This window comes from Pseudomonas sp. B1(2018), assembly GCF_003097365.1.
In the GTDB taxonomy this organism is placed as follows: Bacteria; Pseudomonadota; Gammaproteobacteria; order Pseudomonadales; family Pseudomonadaceae; genus Aquipseudomonas; species Aquipseudomonas laurylsulfatiphila.
Map to the genome: position 1 here is coordinate 97,282 of NZ_PYUK01000001.1, position 15,464 is coordinate 112,745.

Annotated in this window: 12 protein-coding genes and 1 pseudogene; 4 read left to right on the forward strand and 9 right to left on the reverse strand. The window is 59.1% G+C overall.

Annotation, left to right across the window (positions count from 1 at the left end):
* Nucleotide 1 precedes the first annotated feature (1 nt).
* Together C9422_RS00455 and C9422_RS00460 are read right to left on the reverse strand one after the other, a co-directional pair.
* Nucleotides 2-961 (reverse strand): MoxR family ATPase, encoded by a 960-nt coding sequence (locus C9422_RS00455; RefSeq protein WP_007979923.1) that lies wholly within the window; start codon nucleotides 959-961, stop codon nucleotides 2-4.
* Nucleotides 962-1,246: 285 nt separating this feature from the next.
* On the reverse strand, nucleotides 1,247-1,600 hold the full coding sequence (locus C9422_RS00460; protein WP_116579267.1) for a hypothetical protein: 354 nt from the start codon (nucleotides 1,598-1,600) through the stop codon (nucleotides 1,247-1,249).
* A 514-nt stretch (nucleotides 1,601-2,114) separates the two neighbouring features.
* Between C9422_RS00460 and C9422_RS00465 the strand changes: the two genes are divergently transcribed.
* On the forward strand, nucleotides 2,115-7,010 hold the full coding sequence (locus C9422_RS00465) for an NAD-glutamate dehydrogenase (RefSeq protein ID WP_116579268.1): 4,896 nt from the start codon (nucleotides 2,115-2,117) through the stop codon (nucleotides 7,008-7,010).
* A 111-nt stretch (nucleotides 7,011-7,121) separates the two neighbouring features.
* Here C9422_RS00465 and C9422_RS00470 read toward each other — a convergent pair whose 3' ends face one another.
* The 5 genes from C9422_RS00470 to C9422_RS00490 form a co-directional block, all read right to left on the reverse strand.
* A complete protein-coding gene (locus C9422_RS00470) occupies nucleotides 7,122-7,694 on the reverse strand; it encodes a hypothetical protein (RefSeq protein ID WP_116579269.1) in 573 nt (190 codons plus the stop codon).
* Between the two features lie 217 nt (nucleotides 7,695-7,911).
* Nucleotides 7,912-8,622, reverse strand: coding sequence for an ATPase (locus tag C9422_RS00475; RefSeq protein ID WP_116579270.1), 711 nt, complete (start codon nucleotides 8,620-8,622; stop codon nucleotides 7,912-7,914).
* Nucleotides 8,623-8,850: 228 nt separating this feature from the next.
* The gene (locus C9422_RS00480) at nucleotides 8,851-9,261 is read right to left on the reverse strand and encodes a cupin domain-containing protein (protein WP_116579271.1); all 411 of its coding nucleotides are present in this window, start codon (nucleotides 9,259-9,261) and stop codon (nucleotides 8,851-8,853) included.
* A gap of 153 nt (nucleotides 9,262-9,414) precedes the next feature.
* A complete protein-coding gene (locus C9422_RS00485) occupies nucleotides 9,415-9,708 on the reverse strand; it encodes an antibiotic biosynthesis monooxygenase family protein (protein ID WP_007979914.1) in 294 nt (97 codons plus the stop codon).
* Nucleotides 9,709-9,831: 123 nt separating this feature from the next.
* Entirely contained in the window at nucleotides 9,832-11,265 is a 1,434-nt protein-coding gene (locus C9422_RS00490; protein WP_116579272.1) for a PLP-dependent aminotransferase family protein, read from the reverse strand.
* Between the two features lie 205 nt (nucleotides 11,266-11,470).
* On the opposite strand from C9422_RS00490, the gene C9422_RS00495 reads away from it, so the two are divergent.
* Together C9422_RS00495 and C9422_RS00500 are read left to right on the forward strand one after the other, a co-directional pair.
* Nucleotides 11,471-11,911, forward strand: coding sequence for a carboxymuconolactone decarboxylase family protein (locus C9422_RS00495; protein WP_116579570.1), 441 nt, complete (start codon nucleotides 11,471-11,473; stop codon nucleotides 11,909-11,911).
* Nucleotides 11,912-11,984: 73 nt separating this feature from the next.
* The gene (locus tag C9422_RS00500; RefSeq protein ID WP_116579273.1) at nucleotides 11,985-12,965 is read left to right on the forward strand and encodes a LysR family transcriptional regulator; all 981 of its coding nucleotides are present in this window, start codon (nucleotides 11,985-11,987) and stop codon (nucleotides 12,963-12,965) included.
* 98 nt (nucleotides 12,966-13,063) lie between these two features.
* Here the strand turns inward: C9422_RS00500 and C9422_RS00505 are convergent.
* Nucleotides 13,064-13,411, reverse strand: a pseudogene (locus C9422_RS00505) (aldo/keto reductase); the annotation flags it as partial.
* A gap of 217 nt (nucleotides 13,412-13,628) precedes the next feature.
* On the opposite strand from C9422_RS00505, the gene C9422_RS00510 reads away from it, so the two are divergent.
* On the forward strand, nucleotides 13,629-13,895 hold the full coding sequence (locus C9422_RS00510; RefSeq protein WP_133248989.1) for a hypothetical protein: 267 nt from the start codon (nucleotides 13,629-13,631) through the stop codon (nucleotides 13,893-13,895).
* On the opposite strand, the gene C9422_RS00515 is transcribed toward C9422_RS00510, so the two are convergent.
* Complete coding sequence (locus tag C9422_RS00515) at nucleotides 13,892-15,409, reverse strand: M28 family metallopeptidase (protein ID WP_133248990.1); 1,518 nt, start codon at nucleotides 15,407-15,409, stop codon at nucleotides 13,892-13,894. The two genes, C9422_RS00510 and C9422_RS00515, sit on opposite strands and share 4 nt — an antisense overlap.
* Between the last annotated feature and the right edge of the window lie 55 nt (nucleotides 15,410-15,464).

Consider the following 15,464-nt stretch of genomic DNA (forward strand, 5'->3'; position numbering starts at 1 on the left):
GTCAAGCGACGGCTACGACGTCGAGAATCCGCTGGACTACCCGGTCCTGATCGATGCCAGCGGCTTCGGCTTCAAAGGAAAGAATGATGCGATGGCGCAACACGTCGAACAGCACGGCCTGGATGTCTTCCGGGCTGACGAAGTCGCGGCCGGCCAGCCAGGCGTGGGCGCGGGCGCAGCGGTCCAGGGCAATCGAACCGCGCGGGCTGGCGCCATAGGCGATCCACTCGGCCATCTCCGGGTCGAACTTGGCCGGGATGCGCGTGGCCATGACCAGCTGTACCAGGTATTCCTCCACGGCGTCGGCCATGTACAAGCCGAGGATTTCCTTGCGCGCGGCAAAAATGGCCTGCTGGCTGACCCGGCGTTCGGGCTTGGTTTCGCCATTGAGGGCTTCGCCACGGGCCTGTTGCAGGATCTTGCGTTCAACGGTTGCGTCCGGGAAGCCGATTTTCACGTGCATCAGGAAGCGGTCGAGCTGGGCTTCAGGCAGGGGGTAGGTGCCTTCCTGCTCGATCGGGTTCTGCGTGGCCATCACCAGAAACAGGGGCGACAGCTCGTAGGTGCTGCGCCCGACACTGACCTGGCGTTCGGCCATGGCTTCGAGCAGCGCCGACTGGACCTTGGCCGGGGCGCGGTTGATTTCGTCCGCCAGAACCAGGTTGTGGAAGATCGGGCCTTGCTGGAACACGAAACTGCCGGTTTCCGGGCGGTAGATTTCGGTGCCGGTAATGTCGGCCGGCAACAGGTCAGGGGTGAACTGGATGCGGTGGAATTGAGCCTCGATGCCTTCGGCGAGTTCTTTGATGGCCTTGGTCTTGGCCAGGCCAGGGGCGCCTTCGACCAGCATGTGGCCGTCGGCGAGCAGGGCGATGAGCAAGCGCTCGATGAGTTTTTCCTGGCCGAGAATCTGCGTTGAAAGAAAGGTTCGCAGCGCGAGCAGCGCTTCACGATGTTCCATCGATGACTGTTCCTGCAAAAGGGTGGCCGAGGACGTTCGACATACGCCAGGGCTGGGGGCGTTACTTTAATCCATCGCGGGGGGCGGCGACTAACGGCATTTTGCGCAAAGTGCAGGAAATGGTTGGCAATCGTTGTAGGAGCTTTCTACAGGTTGCAGGTTGGGGGTGTTCTCTCGGGCTTCTTCGCGGGCAAGCCCGCTCCCACATTTGATCGCATTCTTGCCGGAATAACGCGGTCGACTGTGGGAGCGGGCTTGCTCGCGAAGGCGCCCGCCCAGACGCCATCAAATCTGGCTGATATAGGTGCCGGTACCCTTGAGAATGTTCTGCAGGGTTTCTTCCACTTCAGCCAGATCCGTCATGTCGGCATCAAAGGTGATTTCCAGCACATCGTCCCCATTGAGCGCATCGGCATCTGCCGCCGCAATTTCGATCTTCAGCAGGGCAGGGCTGAGGGTGACTTTCACGCCCTCCAGGGTCGAAGGCTCGCCGTCGAGGGTGATTTCCAGTTCGTCTTCATCCGGGTAGCGGCTCATGAGGAACATTTCGCCCTGTTCGCTGTGGCAGCAAAGCATGGCCATGTCGTCTTCTTCGTCATCGCAAGGGTTGACGATCAAGAGGGCGGTTTTCATTTTCATGGGAAATTCCTGGCTCGACGGGCGTGGTAAACGCAACAAGGGGCGATTCTGCCAGCCTGCGCACATTTCTGCTCGTTCGCGTATCAGTGACCGGGTTGTGAGCGGGGAGAGTGTTACTGGTCATTTCTGGTACGGATGTCCCGTAAAACCGGATGGATAACCGTCATTTTCCTGTACGAATGCTAGTGTTGTTCGATGCGCATGCCTTGAGCAGCGTGCCGATGACCGAATATGTCGCAGCGCCGCAAGCATGGGCCTTGCCGCACTGGTTAAGCTGCGCAACCAATGGATACCTGTAAAGACATTGGAGCAACCCGGGGCCAGTCGTTTTTGCAGATGCCCATTCACGGAAGGTGAATGTGACCTGAGTGTCTCGTCCAGCTTCACCCACCTGTCACCCTGTTTCCTCTGCCCGAGAATCAGGAACCGGGTGACGGCTAGCTTTGAAACGTAGCCCCGAAAGGGGTTTCGCGTGACGCTTTCATCAATAACAAGCCCAAGCGGAGTACCACAGATGGCGTTCTTCACCGCAGCCAGCAAAGCCGACTTCCAGCACCAACTGCAAGCGGCACTGGCGCAGCACATCAGTGAACAGGCACTGCCACAAGTGGCGCTGTTCGCTGAACAATTCTTCGGCATCATTTCCCTTGACGAGCTGACCCAGCGTCGGTTGTCCGACCTTGCTGGCTGCACCCTTTCTGCATGGCGCCTGCTTGAGCGCTTCGATCACGCGCAACCGCAAGTGCGCGTCTTCAACCCCGATTACGAACGCCACGGCTGGCAGTCGACCCACACGGCGGTCGAAGTGCTGCACCACGACCTGCCATTCCTGGTGGACTCGGTGCGTACCGAGCTGAACCGCCGCGGCTACAGCATCCATACCCTGCAAACCACCGTGCTCAGCGTGCGTCGTGGCAGCAAGGGCGAGTTGCTGGAAATCCTGCCTAAAGGCACCCAGGGCGACGACATTCAGCAAGAATCGCTGATGTACCTGGAAATCGACCGCTGCGCCAACACCGCCGAGCTCAATGTGCTCAGCAAAGAGCTGGAGCAGGTGCTCGGTGAAGTCCGCGTGGCCGTCGGCGATTTCGAGCCGATGAAGGCCAAGGTCCAGGAGATCCTGACCAAGCTGGACAACAGCCAGTTTGCCGTCGATGGCGACGAGAAGAACGAAATCAAGAGCTTCCTGGAATGGCTGGTGGGCAACCACTTCACCTTCCTCGGTTATGAAGAATTCGTGGTCAGCGACGAAGCCGATGGCGGCCATATCGTCTACGACAAGGACTCCTTCCTCGGCCTGACCAAGCTGCTGCGTGCCGGCCTGACCTACGATGACCTGCGCATCGAAGACTACGCCGTGAACTACCTGCGCGAACCGACCCTGTTGTCGTTCGCCAAGGCCGCGCACCCAAGCCGTGTACACCGCCCGGCTTACCCGGACTACGTGTCGATCCGCGAAATCGACGCCAACGGCAAGGTCATCAAGGAATGCCGTTTCATGGGCCTGTACACCTCCTCGGTGTATGGCGAGAGCGTGCGGGTGATCCCGTACATTCGTCGCAAGGTCGAGGAAATCGAACACCGCTCCGGCTTCCAGGCCAAGGCCCACCTGGGCAAGGAACTGGCGCAGGTGCTCGAAGTGCTGCCGCGCGACGATCTGTTCCAGACCCCGGTGGACGAGCTGTTCAGCACCGTGATGTCGATCGTGCAGATCCAGGAACGCAACAAGATTCGCGTGTTCCTGCGCAAAGACCCGTACGGCCGTTTCTGCTACTGCCTGGCCTACGTGCCGCGCGACATCTACTCCACCGAAGTGCGCCAGAAGATCCAGCAAGTGCTGATGGATCGCCTTAAAGCCACCGACTGCGAATTCTGGACCTTCTTCTCCGAGTCCGTGCTGGCCCGCGTGCAGTTGATCCTGCGCGTCGACCCGAAAAACCGCCTCGACATCGACCCGCTGCTGCTGGAAAAAGAAGTGGTGCAGGCCTGCCGCAGCTGGCAGGACGACTACGCCGCACTGACCGTCGAGAGCTTCGGTGAAGCCCAGGGCACCAACGTGCTGGCCGACTTTCCGAAAGGCTTCCCGGCCGGTTACCGCGAGCGTTTCGCTGCGCATTCCGCTGTGGTCGACATGCAGCACCTGTTGAGCCTGAGCGACAAGAACCCGCTGGTGATGAGCTTCTATCAGCCGCTGGGCCAGGTCGCCGGCCAGCGCCAGCTGCATTGCAAGCTGTACCACGCCGATACGCCGCTGGCACTGTCCGACGTCCTGCCGATCCTGGAAAACCTCGGCCTGCGCGTGCTGGGAGAGTTCCCGTATCACCTGCGTCACAGCAACGGCCGCGAATTCTGGATTCACGACTTCGCGTTCACTGCCGCCGAAGGCCTGGAACTCGACATCCAGCAGCTCAACGACACGCTGCAGGACGCGTTCGTCCACATCGTGCGTGGCGATGCCGAGAACGACGCGTTCAACCGTCTGGTACTGACCGCCGGCCTGCCATGGCGTGACGTGGCGCTGCTGCGTGCCTACGCCCGTTACCTGAAGCAGATCCGCCTGGGCTTCGACCTGGGTTACATCGCCAGCACCCTGAACAACCACACCGACATCGCTCGCGAGCTGACCCGGTTGTTCAAGACCCGCTTCTACCTGGCGCGCAAGCTGACCAGCGATGACCTGGACGACAAGCAACAGCGTCTGGAACACGCGATTCTCAGCGCCCTGGACGACGTCCAGGTACTGAACGAAGACCGCATCCTGCGTCGCTACCTGGACCTGATCAAGGCCACCCTGCGTACCAACTTCTACCAGACCGATGCCAACGGCCATAACAAGTCGTACTTCAGCTTCAAGTTCAACCCGCACTTGATTCCCGAGCTGCCCAAGCCGGTACCGAAGTTCGAAATCTTCGTGTACTCGCCGCGCGTCGAAGGCGTGCACCTGCGCTTTGGCAACGTTGCCCGTGGCGGCCTGCGCTGGTCCGACCGTGAAGAAGACTTCCGTACCGAAGTGCTGGGCCTGGTAAAAGCCCAGCAAGTGAAGAACTCGGTGATCGTGCCGGTGGGTGCGAAGGGCGGCTTCCTGCCGCGTCGCCTGCCACTGGGCGGCAGCCGTGACGAGATCGCGGCCGAGGGCATCGCCTGCTACCGCATCTTCATTTCGGGTCTGCTGGACATCACTGACAACCTGAAGGACGGCGCACTGGTACCGCCGGCCAACGTCGTGCGTCATGACGACGATGACCCGTACCTGGTCGTGGCGGCGGACAAAGGCACCGCGACCTTCTCCGACATCGCCAACGGCATCGCCATCGACTACGGCTTCTGGCTGGGTGACGCGTTTGCGTCCGGCGGTTCGGCCGGTTACGACCACAAGAAGATGGGCATCACCGCCAAGGGCGCGTGGGTCGGCGTACAGCGCCACTTCCGCGAGCGCGGCATCAATGTCCAGGAAGACAGCATCACTGTGGTCGGTGTCGGCGACATGGCCGGTGACGTGTTCGGCAACGGCTTGTTGATGTCCGACAAGCTGAAGCTGGTCGCGGCGTTCAACCACCTGCACATCTTCATCGATCCGAACCCTGAGCCGGCGTCGAGCTTCGCCGAGCGTCAGCGCCTGTTCGACCTGCCGCGTTCGGCCTGGTCGGACTACGACACCAGCATCATGTCCGAAGGCGGCGGCATCTTCTCGCGCAGCGCGAAGAGCATCGCGATTTCCCCGCAGATGAAAGAGCGCTTCGACATCGAGGCCGACAAGCTGACCCCGACCGAACTGCTGAACGCCTTGCTCAAGGCGCCAGTGGATCTGCTGTGGAACGGCGGTATCGGTACCTACGTCAAGGCCAGCAGCGAAAGCCACGCCGATGTCGGCGACAAGGCCAACGATGCACTGCGCGTGAACGGCAACGAACTGCGCTGCAAAGTCGTGGGCGAGGGCGGTAACCTGGGCATGACCCAACTGGGTCGTGTGGAATTCGGCCTCAATGGCGGCGGTTCCAACACCGACTTCATCGACAACGCCGGTGGCGTGGACTGCTCCGACCACGAAGTGAACATCAAGATCCTGCTGAACGAAGTGGTTCAGGCCGGCGACATGACCGACAAGCAACGTAACCAGTTGCTGGCGAGCATGACCGACGAAGTCGGTGGTCTGGTGCTGGGCAACAACTACAAGCAGACCCAGGCCCTGTCCCTGGCAGCCCGTCGCGCCTTGCCGCGGATTGCCGAGTACAAGCGCCTGATGAACGACCTGGAAGGCCGTGGCAAGCTGGATCGTGCCATCGAGTTCCTGCCGTCGGAAGAAGCGATCAACGAGCGTGTCGCGGAAGGCCATGGCCTGACCCGTGCCGAGCTGTCGGTGCTGATCTCCTACAGCAAGATCGACCTCAAGGAGCAACTGCTGGGCTCCCTGGTGCCGGACGACGACTACCTGACCCGCGACATGGAAACCGCTTTCCCGCCAACCCTGGTGAGCAAGTTCTCCGTGGCCATGCGCCGTCACCGCCTGAAGCGCGAAATCGTCAGCACCCAGATCGCCAACGATCTGGTCAACCACATGGGCATCACCTTCGTTCAGCGACTCAAAGAGTCGACCGGCATGAGCCCGGCGAACGTGGCCGGCGCGTACGTGATCGTGCGTGACATTTTCCATCTCCCGCACTGGTTCCGTCAGATCGAAAACCTGGATTACCAGGTTTCGGCCGACGTTCAACTGGAGCTGATGGACGAGCTGATGCGCCTGGGCCGTCGCGCCACGCGCTGGTTCCTGCGTGCCCGTCGCAACGAGCAGAACGCTGCCCGTGACGTCGCGCACTTTGGTCCGCACTTGAAAGAGTTGGGCCTGAAGCTCGACGAGCTGCTCAGTGGCGAGATCCGTGAAACCTGGCAGCGCCGTTATCAGGCCTACGTCGAAGCCGGTGTGCCGGAGTTGCTGGCGCGTATGGTGGCTGGCACTTCGCACCTGTACACCCTGCTGCCGATCATCGAGGCTTCCGACGTGACCGGCCAGGATCCGGCCGAGGTGGCCAAGGCTTACTTCGCCGTGGGCAGCGCGCTGGACATCACCTGGTACATGCAACAGATCAGCGCTCTGCCGGTTGAAAACAACTGGCAGGCCCTGGCCCGTGAAGCGTTCCGCGATGACGTCGACTGGCAGCAACGCGCGATCACTATCTCGGTCCTGCAACAGGGCGACGGCACCCAGGACGTGGAAACACGGCTCTCCCTGTGGATGGCGCAGCACGAAGGCATGATCGAACGCTGGCGCGCCATGCTGGTGGAAATCCGTGCCGCCAGCGGCACCGACTACGCCATGTACGCGGTGGCCAACCGCGAACTGCTGGACCTGGCGTTGAGCGGTCAAGCGATAGTGCCTGCCGCAGTCGCCGCCGAGCTGGAACCGGCGGCCTGATCAGGCGTTGAATGAAAAAGCCCCGCATCGAGAGATGCGGGGCTTTTTTTATCTCGCGCTGCCAGTATTGCCTTTTGGATGTGGCTCACTAAGGTGAGTGTTATCTATTGTTCAGGCGTAATCTGCCGGACTTTTCGGCGTTGCGACCTCTCTTTCAAGGATCGTTAGCTGAAATGCAGAGATATCTCCGCTCTTGTCAGTAAATATTGCTTTATTGATCGGCTTACCCCAGATGCTCTTTTTGATAATTTCTCCGCTCCGTGCCTTAAGATAAATGGTCGCCTCGTTTGAAGCTAAATCATCCAATGTAATGATGTTGTGGTTGTCGTCCAACAAATTGAATGATGTTGTTTCTCCCCCCGCTGCAGGGAAAGCCCCGAGGATACCTTGACTGTCTTTACTGAAGTATTTTAGGGAGTACGGCTCGTTGAGGATTTGCAGGTTGTAGTAATCGTCATAACACCGGAAATGTACAATAAGTTTAGGCGTGCGCCGGTCGTTTGCCACCGGGAATAGTTTGCCATCAAGGACAAACTCGTTTGTTGTGATGATGTTTGGTGGATACGGAGAGGAAAATCCGGAAGAGTTAAACAGGCTGGAGTCCAACTGTTGGTCAAAAAAGCTCATATTGCTGAAATCGCTAGACAGGCGAGCAACGAAGGACCGTTCTTGGTCTTTGTTCATAAATATTCCTTTATTTCGAATTAAGTTGAAGTGGCTTTTGTGCCAGTTCAAAGTAATGGTATCCAAACTGTGAGTGAAGTGCTCGATGATTTCTTGATGTGACTAAATAGCCCCTTGATCCAGGTTCTGACGTTTGTGGGCGGCACAGGTGACCGAATTCTTCCAGGCGAGTTCGATCACCTGTGGTAGGGAACTTGCTCGCGACAAGTTTTCAGTGTTAATAAAATTTTTTCTCTGTTTTAGAGTCGAGTTTTGATATTTCCTTTGAGGGGGTTGTCAATAAGTCGCTGAGCGACTGGTCAAACTTCTGCAGTGCCCTGATTTGCACATTCTGTTGTTCATTGATGTCGGCAACGATCTCTTCGCTACGTTTGTAGTCAGCCCACACGGGACTGAGTGCTTTGGCGTCATGCCCTTGTGCAGTGCCGATATAGTTAAAGCTCTTGTCGTAAAAGTCCGCACTGACATCCGACTGGATATCTGAACTGCGCGATGTAATCAGTTGGCTGCGGGTGTCGACCACCGCCATCACGTCCGGCTTCGCCGCCCTGAGGCTCTGCATATCCGGATACACGGTCACCGAACCGAATTGCCGCTGCAGGGAGGCCTTGACCCAATCCACGGCCAGGTCTGGCTTGGAAGTGGCTACATAGGCGTCATGAATTGGCTGCACCAGCAGGCTCTGGCCGAAACCAGTGCCTGCGTTGGCCTGGTAGTCCCGCAGATAGGCACGGTTCGTCTGGGTATTCTGGCTGTAGACGATGCCCAACGAGACCTGGCTGCCGTTGTTAATCAGGGTGGCTCCGCTGCGGCCTACCGGTTCGGTGAAAATGCCATTGAGTGAAGAGACCGCCGTGGGCGCAGTAGGGATCGAGCAACCGGTTAAAACAATCGTTAAGGTCAATGTGCTGGCAAGTGCAAGTTTCATGGTGTTTCTCCAGTGAAACAGCTTGGTCGAAAGTTTAAGTTGCCGGTGCTGTGCCGGCGGTGACTCAAGACTAAACCCTGGCTGTTTTATTTAAATAGCCAATGTCCGAACTTATCCGTTGGCCAATAGTTTTGTTTGGCTTAACAGTCTTCGGTTAATTGCCTCGGGAAATAAAAAGGCCCGAATTCGCAATTCGAGCCTTTTTATTTATGGCTGTACGTTCAGCCATCAGTTTTCCAATGGGATCAACACTTTCTCGTCGGGGGCCAATACCATGAACACCAACAGCTTCGCCGGCTTGGTTGTACTGGCGTTTTTCGAGACCAGGTGTTCCGAACCCGCGGGTTCGTACCAATACTCACCAGCCTTGTAGGTGACCGCTTTTTCGCCTTTCACCTGAGACGTGATCGCCCCCGAAAGCACATAGGCCATGGCCGTGCCGTCGTGCTTGTGGGCAATGGACGATTGGCCTGGCTGGTAGTCGACCTCGATCATCAAAGCCTTTTTGCCCGGGGCATTTTTAAGCATCTGGTCCTGCAAGACGGTGACCTTTTCCGAAGGGTCATGGGCAAAGGCCGATGCGGACACAATCAGGGCCAGGGCGGCGAGGGAAGCAGCACGCAAACGCAGCATGTTCATGGTTCTTTACCTGCGGTGGTTAGTTGTTGCAAACCACAGTAGTGCGCAAGCGGTAGCGGTTAAACAGCCAATATGGCGGAAGGCGAGGAGACCAAAGCAAAGATCGCAGCCCATGTAGGCGCTGCCGCAGGCTGCGATCTCTTGATCTTGTTTTCAGACGATCGGAAAACTGTTGAAGTCCACGGCATTGGCCAGTTGGCTGTCGATCAGGCCGATGAAACCCTGGACTTCGGGGCAGTTGAAATGCGACTTCATGGCCGCTTCCGATTGCCAGCGGGCACTGACCGTCCAGCGATTGCTGTCCTCTGGGCAGCGGTCGACCATATAGGATTCGCAGCCCGGTAGTTCACGCAGGGTTTCGACAATCTTTTGCAGTTGCTTACCCAGTTCATCCGAGCGGCCGGCGACGGCACGTACCTGTACGGTATTGATCACTTCATGGGACATTGCTCACACTCCTGAATCAGGCCGGACGAATCCTGCTCATTGAGGGTTAACGCCTATGCAGGATAGGCCTGACCCTGCGGACCGCCAATAGCCAATCGCCCGATAAAGCCGCAGGCCAATCCGTCAGGCCATCTGCTGCAAAATGTCGCGCACACGGTCCAGGGCGGTGTCGATGTCCAGGGTCTCAATGGCGCCAAAACCGAGGAAAAACCCGGCCTTGGGCGCTTGCTGATAGAAAAAGCTGTCGATGGCATAGAGCCCGACTTCGACTTTTTTCGCCAGTTCGATCACCAATGGAATATCCAGGGGCACTTTGCACATCACCACCATGTGAAAGCCGGCGGTGGACGGCACCGCCTCCAGCCAGGGTGAGAGGTCGCCGGCCATGCGCGTCAGGATCCGCTCGCGGCGCCCGGCATAGATGGTATGGCAGCGGCGGATGTGCTTGAGCAGGCAGCCTTCGGCGATGAACTTGGCCAGCGCCCACTGCGGCAGGGTCGACGTGTGCAGGTCGGTGAGCTGTTTGGCGCGCACCACGGCCTCCAGGATCGCTGGCGGCAGGATCCCATAGCCAAGCCGCAGTTCCGGCAGCAGGGTTTTGGAAAAGGTCCCGACGTAAGCGACGATCCCCCGTTCGTCCATGCTTTGCAGGGAGTCGGTGGGTCGGCCTTCGTAGCGGAATTCGCTGTCGTAGTCGTCCTCGATGATGATCGCGCCCAGCTCGTGAGCCTTGGCCAGCAGTGCTTCCCGGCGTGCCTGGCTCATCGCAATGCCCAGCGGGAACTGGTGCGACGGGGTGACGTAGATCAGGCGTGTGCCGCGAGGAATCTGCTCCACCACAATGCCTTCGGCGTCCACCGGCACGCCGATCACCGTGGCGCCATGGGTGCCGAACAGCAGCCGCGCCGGCGGGTAGCCGGGGTCCTCCATGGCGACCAGGCTGCCCGGACTGATCAGTACCCGCGCAATCAGGTCCAGTGCCTGCTGCGCGCCGTTGCACACCACCACATCCTCGTCCTGGCAATTGACCCCGCGGGAGAACGCGATGTGCCGCGCAATGGCGTTGCGCAGGGCGGGCAAGCCCTCAGGCAAGCTGTACAAGCCCTTGGAGCCGGCAATCTGGCGCAGCGCGTGGGAGGTGCAGCGTCGCCAGTCATCCTGGGGAAACTGGCCCTTGCTGGTGGCGCCACCAATGAAGTCGTAGCGCAGCGAGCCTTCCAGGGTCGGATGACGCAGGAATACCGGCAGGTTGCGCCAGGACTCGATCACCTCGAAGCCGCCAAGCTCCGTGTAGTTCTGTTTACGCTGCACCTTCGACGTGCGCGCATTGACGTAAGTGCCTTTGCCGACTACCCCGGTGAGGAAGTTTTCGTAGGTCAACTGGGCGTAGGTATCGGAAATGGTCTTGCGTGAAATGCCCAATTGTTCAGCCAGCAAACGGCTGGGCGGCAGTTGCGTCCCGGCGGCCAGGCGTCCGGACTCGATGGCGCTGCGCAGTTGGTTATACAACTGGCCGGCCAGGTCCTTGCGGCCATTGATGACAACATGTAGTTCCATGCCGGCGAGACTCCGGGGCTGTTGAGGCGCGTGTGCGTCGCGCAAGATTACCCTTATCCGCTCGGTCGGCAGAAGTTGCGCAGTGGAAAAACCGTCAATTGGTCTGCAGGCCCTGGTCCACGGGGAAATCGCGAAATTGGATCTGTCATGCTCGCGCGCCAGCGATTACCGTGAAAATCAACTCAAGGCCGCACGAGAACGCTCCATGAAGCCCCGCCTGGATTACTACAGCGCGTCCCCCAAAGCGATGAAGGCCATGATCGCCATGGAGGCCCTGACCAGCAGCCTGAGCATCGAGCAGGGCCTGCTGCACCTGGTCAAGATTCGCGCCTCGCAACTCAACGGCTGTGCCTTCTGTACCGACATGCACTCGGTGGATGCAAGGCGCCTCGGCGAAAGCGAGCGCCGCCTGTATTCCATCGTGGTCTGGCGCGACAGCAACTTTTTCAATCCGCGGGAAAGAGCCGCGCTGGCCTGGACCGAAGCCGTCACCTTGCTCTCGCAAAGCCACGTGCCGGACGATGTTTACGCGCAGGCAAGGGAGCAGTTCAGTGAAAGCGAAATGGTCGACCTGACCATCGCCGTCACCACCATCAACAGCTGGAATCGCCTGGCCGTGAGCTTTCGCCAGACCCCCAGCGCCTGAGTCATTGTCACAGCAGGTTCATCAATGATCCGCAGGATGGAGCTGTCAGTGTCATGTCGACAGGGAGTCCTCGATGTCAGTCATGGAAACCAGCGCCCACCGGGGTGCTGCCGAGTATCGTGTAGCCATCGATAAAAATACGTCCTGGCGCCAGCTGGCCGCGGGTATCGACCCCGAACTGGCGCTGTGCTTCACCGTCAGTGCCCGTTGCGGTTGTTTCATGCAGGCCGCGCGCAGCCTGAACATCAAGGCCACCCGCCTGCGCAGGCAACTGGCGCTGCTGGAAACACAGCTGCGCTGCTCACTGTTCAACCCGTCAGACAATGGTTTGAGCCTCAGTCGCGATGGCTTGCGCCTGCACGCACAATTGATCGCCCTGGCCCATGAGCGCGATTTGCCGGTGATCGAACAGCCGTTGATTCGCCTGGCCGTGGCCGATTCGATCCTGCATGACATTCTCGGGCGTGACCTGGTGGCGCTGCTGCGGCGCAATGCCAGCGTGCGCCTGGACATCAAGACGCTCGACAGCGAATTGGCCCTGCAAGCGGTCAGCGCCGACGTGGTGGTGTGGCTGGGCGAAACCGGATCGCCGTTGCCGGGTCCGAGCTTTGCCACCACCGAACCCCGGTCTCTGGCGCAACTGGAGTACCTGCCGCACATTGCCAAGCGTTACTCACGGGTGGCTTCCAGGCCGGAATGCCAGGAGGAACTGGCCGATTTCCTCCTGGTGCAATGGCAACAGAACTGCCAGGTTGAAAGCTTGCGGCCATGGAATGCACTGGTGGACCAACGCCTGGCGGGAGCAGTGCAGTTGCAATCCTATGAACTGATGCTGGAGATGATCCGTTGCAGCGCCTGCGTCGGCCTGCTGCCGCACTACATGAGCCACTTTGACCGCGGCCTGGTGGCCTTGCCGGGCCTGTTTGACCGGCCGATGCGGCGTCAGGTGTGGATGGCGGTCAACGCCGAGTCACAGGGTGAAGCACAGGTGCGGACGGTCGTCGAGTTGATCGAGAACACCTTCAGCGAGCGTCGGGAGTGGTTCGAAAGGTGAGTGCGATCAAAATGTGGGAGCAACTGTCTTCACCATGCCACTCGTCACCGCCATTCGGTGCCGTCCCGCAACATGGCATTCAGCCTAATCAGTAAGACCCGCATGCAGGCAATGACCACGTGGGTCGGGCTGGCGTCGAGTTCTGCGGCGACGTCGATCAAGGTGTCGAGCAGGGCGGTAACGCGGGCGCTTTTTTCGGCATGAATCAGCACACCGAGCTTGTTCGCGCGGTTGTCGCCTTCGCTGTTGCGATACTTGCCGGTGAGGAAGCCGCCACCCAGCGGCGACCACAGCGTCGCGGCCAGGCCAAGGGCTTCGGCCATCGGCAGTTGTTCGCGCTCGGCGGTGCGTTCGGCGAGGCTGTACTCGACCTGGATCGCAGCGATCGGCGCAAAACCACGGACTTCGGCCAGCAGGTCGGCGCGGGCGAAGCGCCACGCCTGGAACCACCCGCCGGCGATCACCTTGATCGTGTCATCCGTTCTTCCGTGCGCAGCTACGAAACAAGGCAGCAAGCGATCATTCACGGGCTTGAGTGCAGATGACAAGGCTGCTCTCGACTGACTGCTGGGCGACGAGGAAGTCGACCCGGACGACACGCATAGCGAGCAAGCTACTGCCATCTCGTTCAGTAATCTCAAGACCGACCCCGGCAAGGCCAGCTTGGACAGCGTATTGGTCGCCATCGCCAAGCTCAAGTGCATCAACGTTATTGGCTTGGCGCCGGCAGTGTTTCAGGACATTCCCGCCAAATTTATCGACCAATTCCGGCAACGCTGTGCGGCCGAATCGATCCGTAAATTACAAAGTGCGAGGGTACTGCTGACACAGGGGGTCAACGATCGTGAAGTGGCAATACGGCTAAAAATCGGGAAGACCGTGCTCTACGACGCTTTGCGTGAGACCGATCAAAAACCCCAGAAAAGCTAAATGTCCTCAGATTGTAGCTTCGCCCAAACTGGGACCAGTCCCACGGCCAGCAGGCATAGGGGGAGGAGTGCAATGACCCCGGCAATGAGCGGCATCTTAAGACCTGATGAAATCAGGTAGACGATAGGCGCGTAGAGTATCCCGAAGGCATAAGCGCCCAGCAGCATGATCGAATAGGAGATGGAGAGGCTTCGCAACAACATGGCGCAAGCCAGAATCAGGCCGGGGATGACGAACAGATAGGCAATGCTGGGGACGTAGAATGCAAGTACTGCGCAGGCAATGCCGAAGAGGATAATGGCCATGGGCCGCAGCACGGAATTCTTGCCCTGATGTTGGCGGCGAGTGCGGCAGCGTTGCGCCCAAAGACCGCAGAGCACGAACGAGGCGATGCCCAGCGCATACATGGCGGGCAAAGGGAGTACCAGCAGCGTGCCGCCTGGCAGTGGGAAATAGGTTGCGTCCTCGTCAGCGCTCAGGGAGGAGAGGTCGATACCCTGGATAAAGTGGTTGCCCACTTCACGCACTGTCTTTTGGTAGCGAAACAAGGTTTCTGGCGCAAGGTTCTCCACCGTGTCGCTCATGTGGTGGTAGTGTTGAAAACCCTCCACGACCGCAAAATTCAACCCCGCGATGTTCTTTTTTCTAAAGGCCGTAAAGTCCGTGTCGTTTTGCAGCATCTTGTAAATCAGGGGGGTGAATGAGAAGGATATGATGTCCCTAACCCCTGCGTTCAGATTCCTGATCAGGCTGTAGTCCATCTGTGAGGTCTCGAATAATAAAGGGATGCCCCGGTTACCCCTGGCTTCGAAGTTCAATACCAGGCGGATGGCTTCACGTTCCGGCGTGCTGAGCTGCGAGACGTAGTGCTCCGCTCCCAGTAGGCCCAGTTCTTCGCCATCGGTAAATAGAAAGACAACATTGTTTTTGGTATCGTTACGGGTAACGGTTTCCCGCATCAGCTGGAGTATCGAGGCGACGGCCATGCCATCGTCACTGGCCCCAGGGGCGGTGCCAACGCTGTCGTAATGCGCCATGAACAGGACCGTCGCGGTCGCTCCCGGTACGCGGAGTGAGGCTATCAGGTTGATACCCTGGCCGCTGTCGCCTTCCAGCAGGCCGGAGCGGATTCGCACTTCCTTTTCAAAACTGTCCGCGCCCACCCGAGCCAGCTCGGCATCGAATGCTTGGCGCTGGTGCTCGTTCAGCTCGGCGTAGAGCATTTTCTGCCGGTACACCATGCTTTCGATGGTAAATCGAAAGGGTTGCTCAACCACCTGGTAACCCATACCCGCAATCGTTTCCTGCAAGTAGTGCCTGACAGCGGCCTGGCGTGGTGATGCGGTGGGGTGGGGGGCGGCGGCGATGACGCCCAAGTTATTGAGTACATTCAGATATCCGATATCGCTAGCATCGGCGGCTGTCAGGGCGGCGGTTTTCACCATCCCTGTTCCATGAACACTCGCCAGAGCGACAACGGCCAGCAAACATAAACTTAATACCAAACGCTTCACTGGTTTTTCCCTTGGGGGCCGACGCTGCGAGTTTCGATACCTGATCGTCTTGCGG

Excerpts from the sequence above, each read along its gene's own strand:
- C9422_RS00460 (WP_116579267.1), bottom strand. The coding sequence starts at position 1,600 with ATGAAAATGAAAACCGCCCTCTTGATCGTCAACCCTTGCGATGACGAA.
- C9422_RS00485 (WP_007979914.1), bottom strand. The coding sequence starts at position 9,708 with ATGTCCCATGAAGTGATCAATACCGTACAGGTACGTGCCGTCGCCGGC.
- C9422_RS00475 (WP_116579270.1), bottom strand. The coding sequence starts at position 8,622 with ATGAAACTTGCACTTGCCAGCACATTGACCTTAACGATTGTTTTAACC.
- C9422_RS00455 (WP_007979923.1), bottom strand. The coding sequence starts at position 961 with ATGGAACATCGTGAAGCGCTGCTCGCGCTGCGAACCTTTCTTTCAACG.
- C9422_RS00500 (WP_116579273.1), top strand. The coding sequence starts at position 11,985 with ATGTCAGTCATGGAAACCAGCGCCCACCGGGGTGCTGCCGAGTATCGT.
- C9422_RS00480 (WP_116579271.1), bottom strand. The coding sequence starts at position 9,261 with ATGAACATGCTGCGTTTGCGTGCTGCTTCCCTCGCCGCCCTGGCCCTG.
- C9422_RS00490 (WP_116579272.1), bottom strand. The coding sequence starts at position 11,265 with ATGGAACTACATGTTGTCATCAATGGCCGCAAGGACCTGGCCGGCCAG.
- C9422_RS00495 (WP_116579570.1), top strand. The coding sequence starts at position 11,471 with ATGAAGCCCCGCCTGGATTACTACAGCGCGTCCCCCAAAGCGATGAAG.
- C9422_RS00470 (WP_116579269.1), bottom strand. The coding sequence starts at position 7,694 with ATGAACAAAGACCAAGAACGGTCCTTCGTTGCTCGCCTGTCTAGCGAT.
- C9422_RS00465 (WP_116579268.1), top strand. The coding sequence starts at position 2,115 with ATGGCGTTCTTCACCGCAGCCAGCAAAGCCGACTTCCAGCACCAACTG.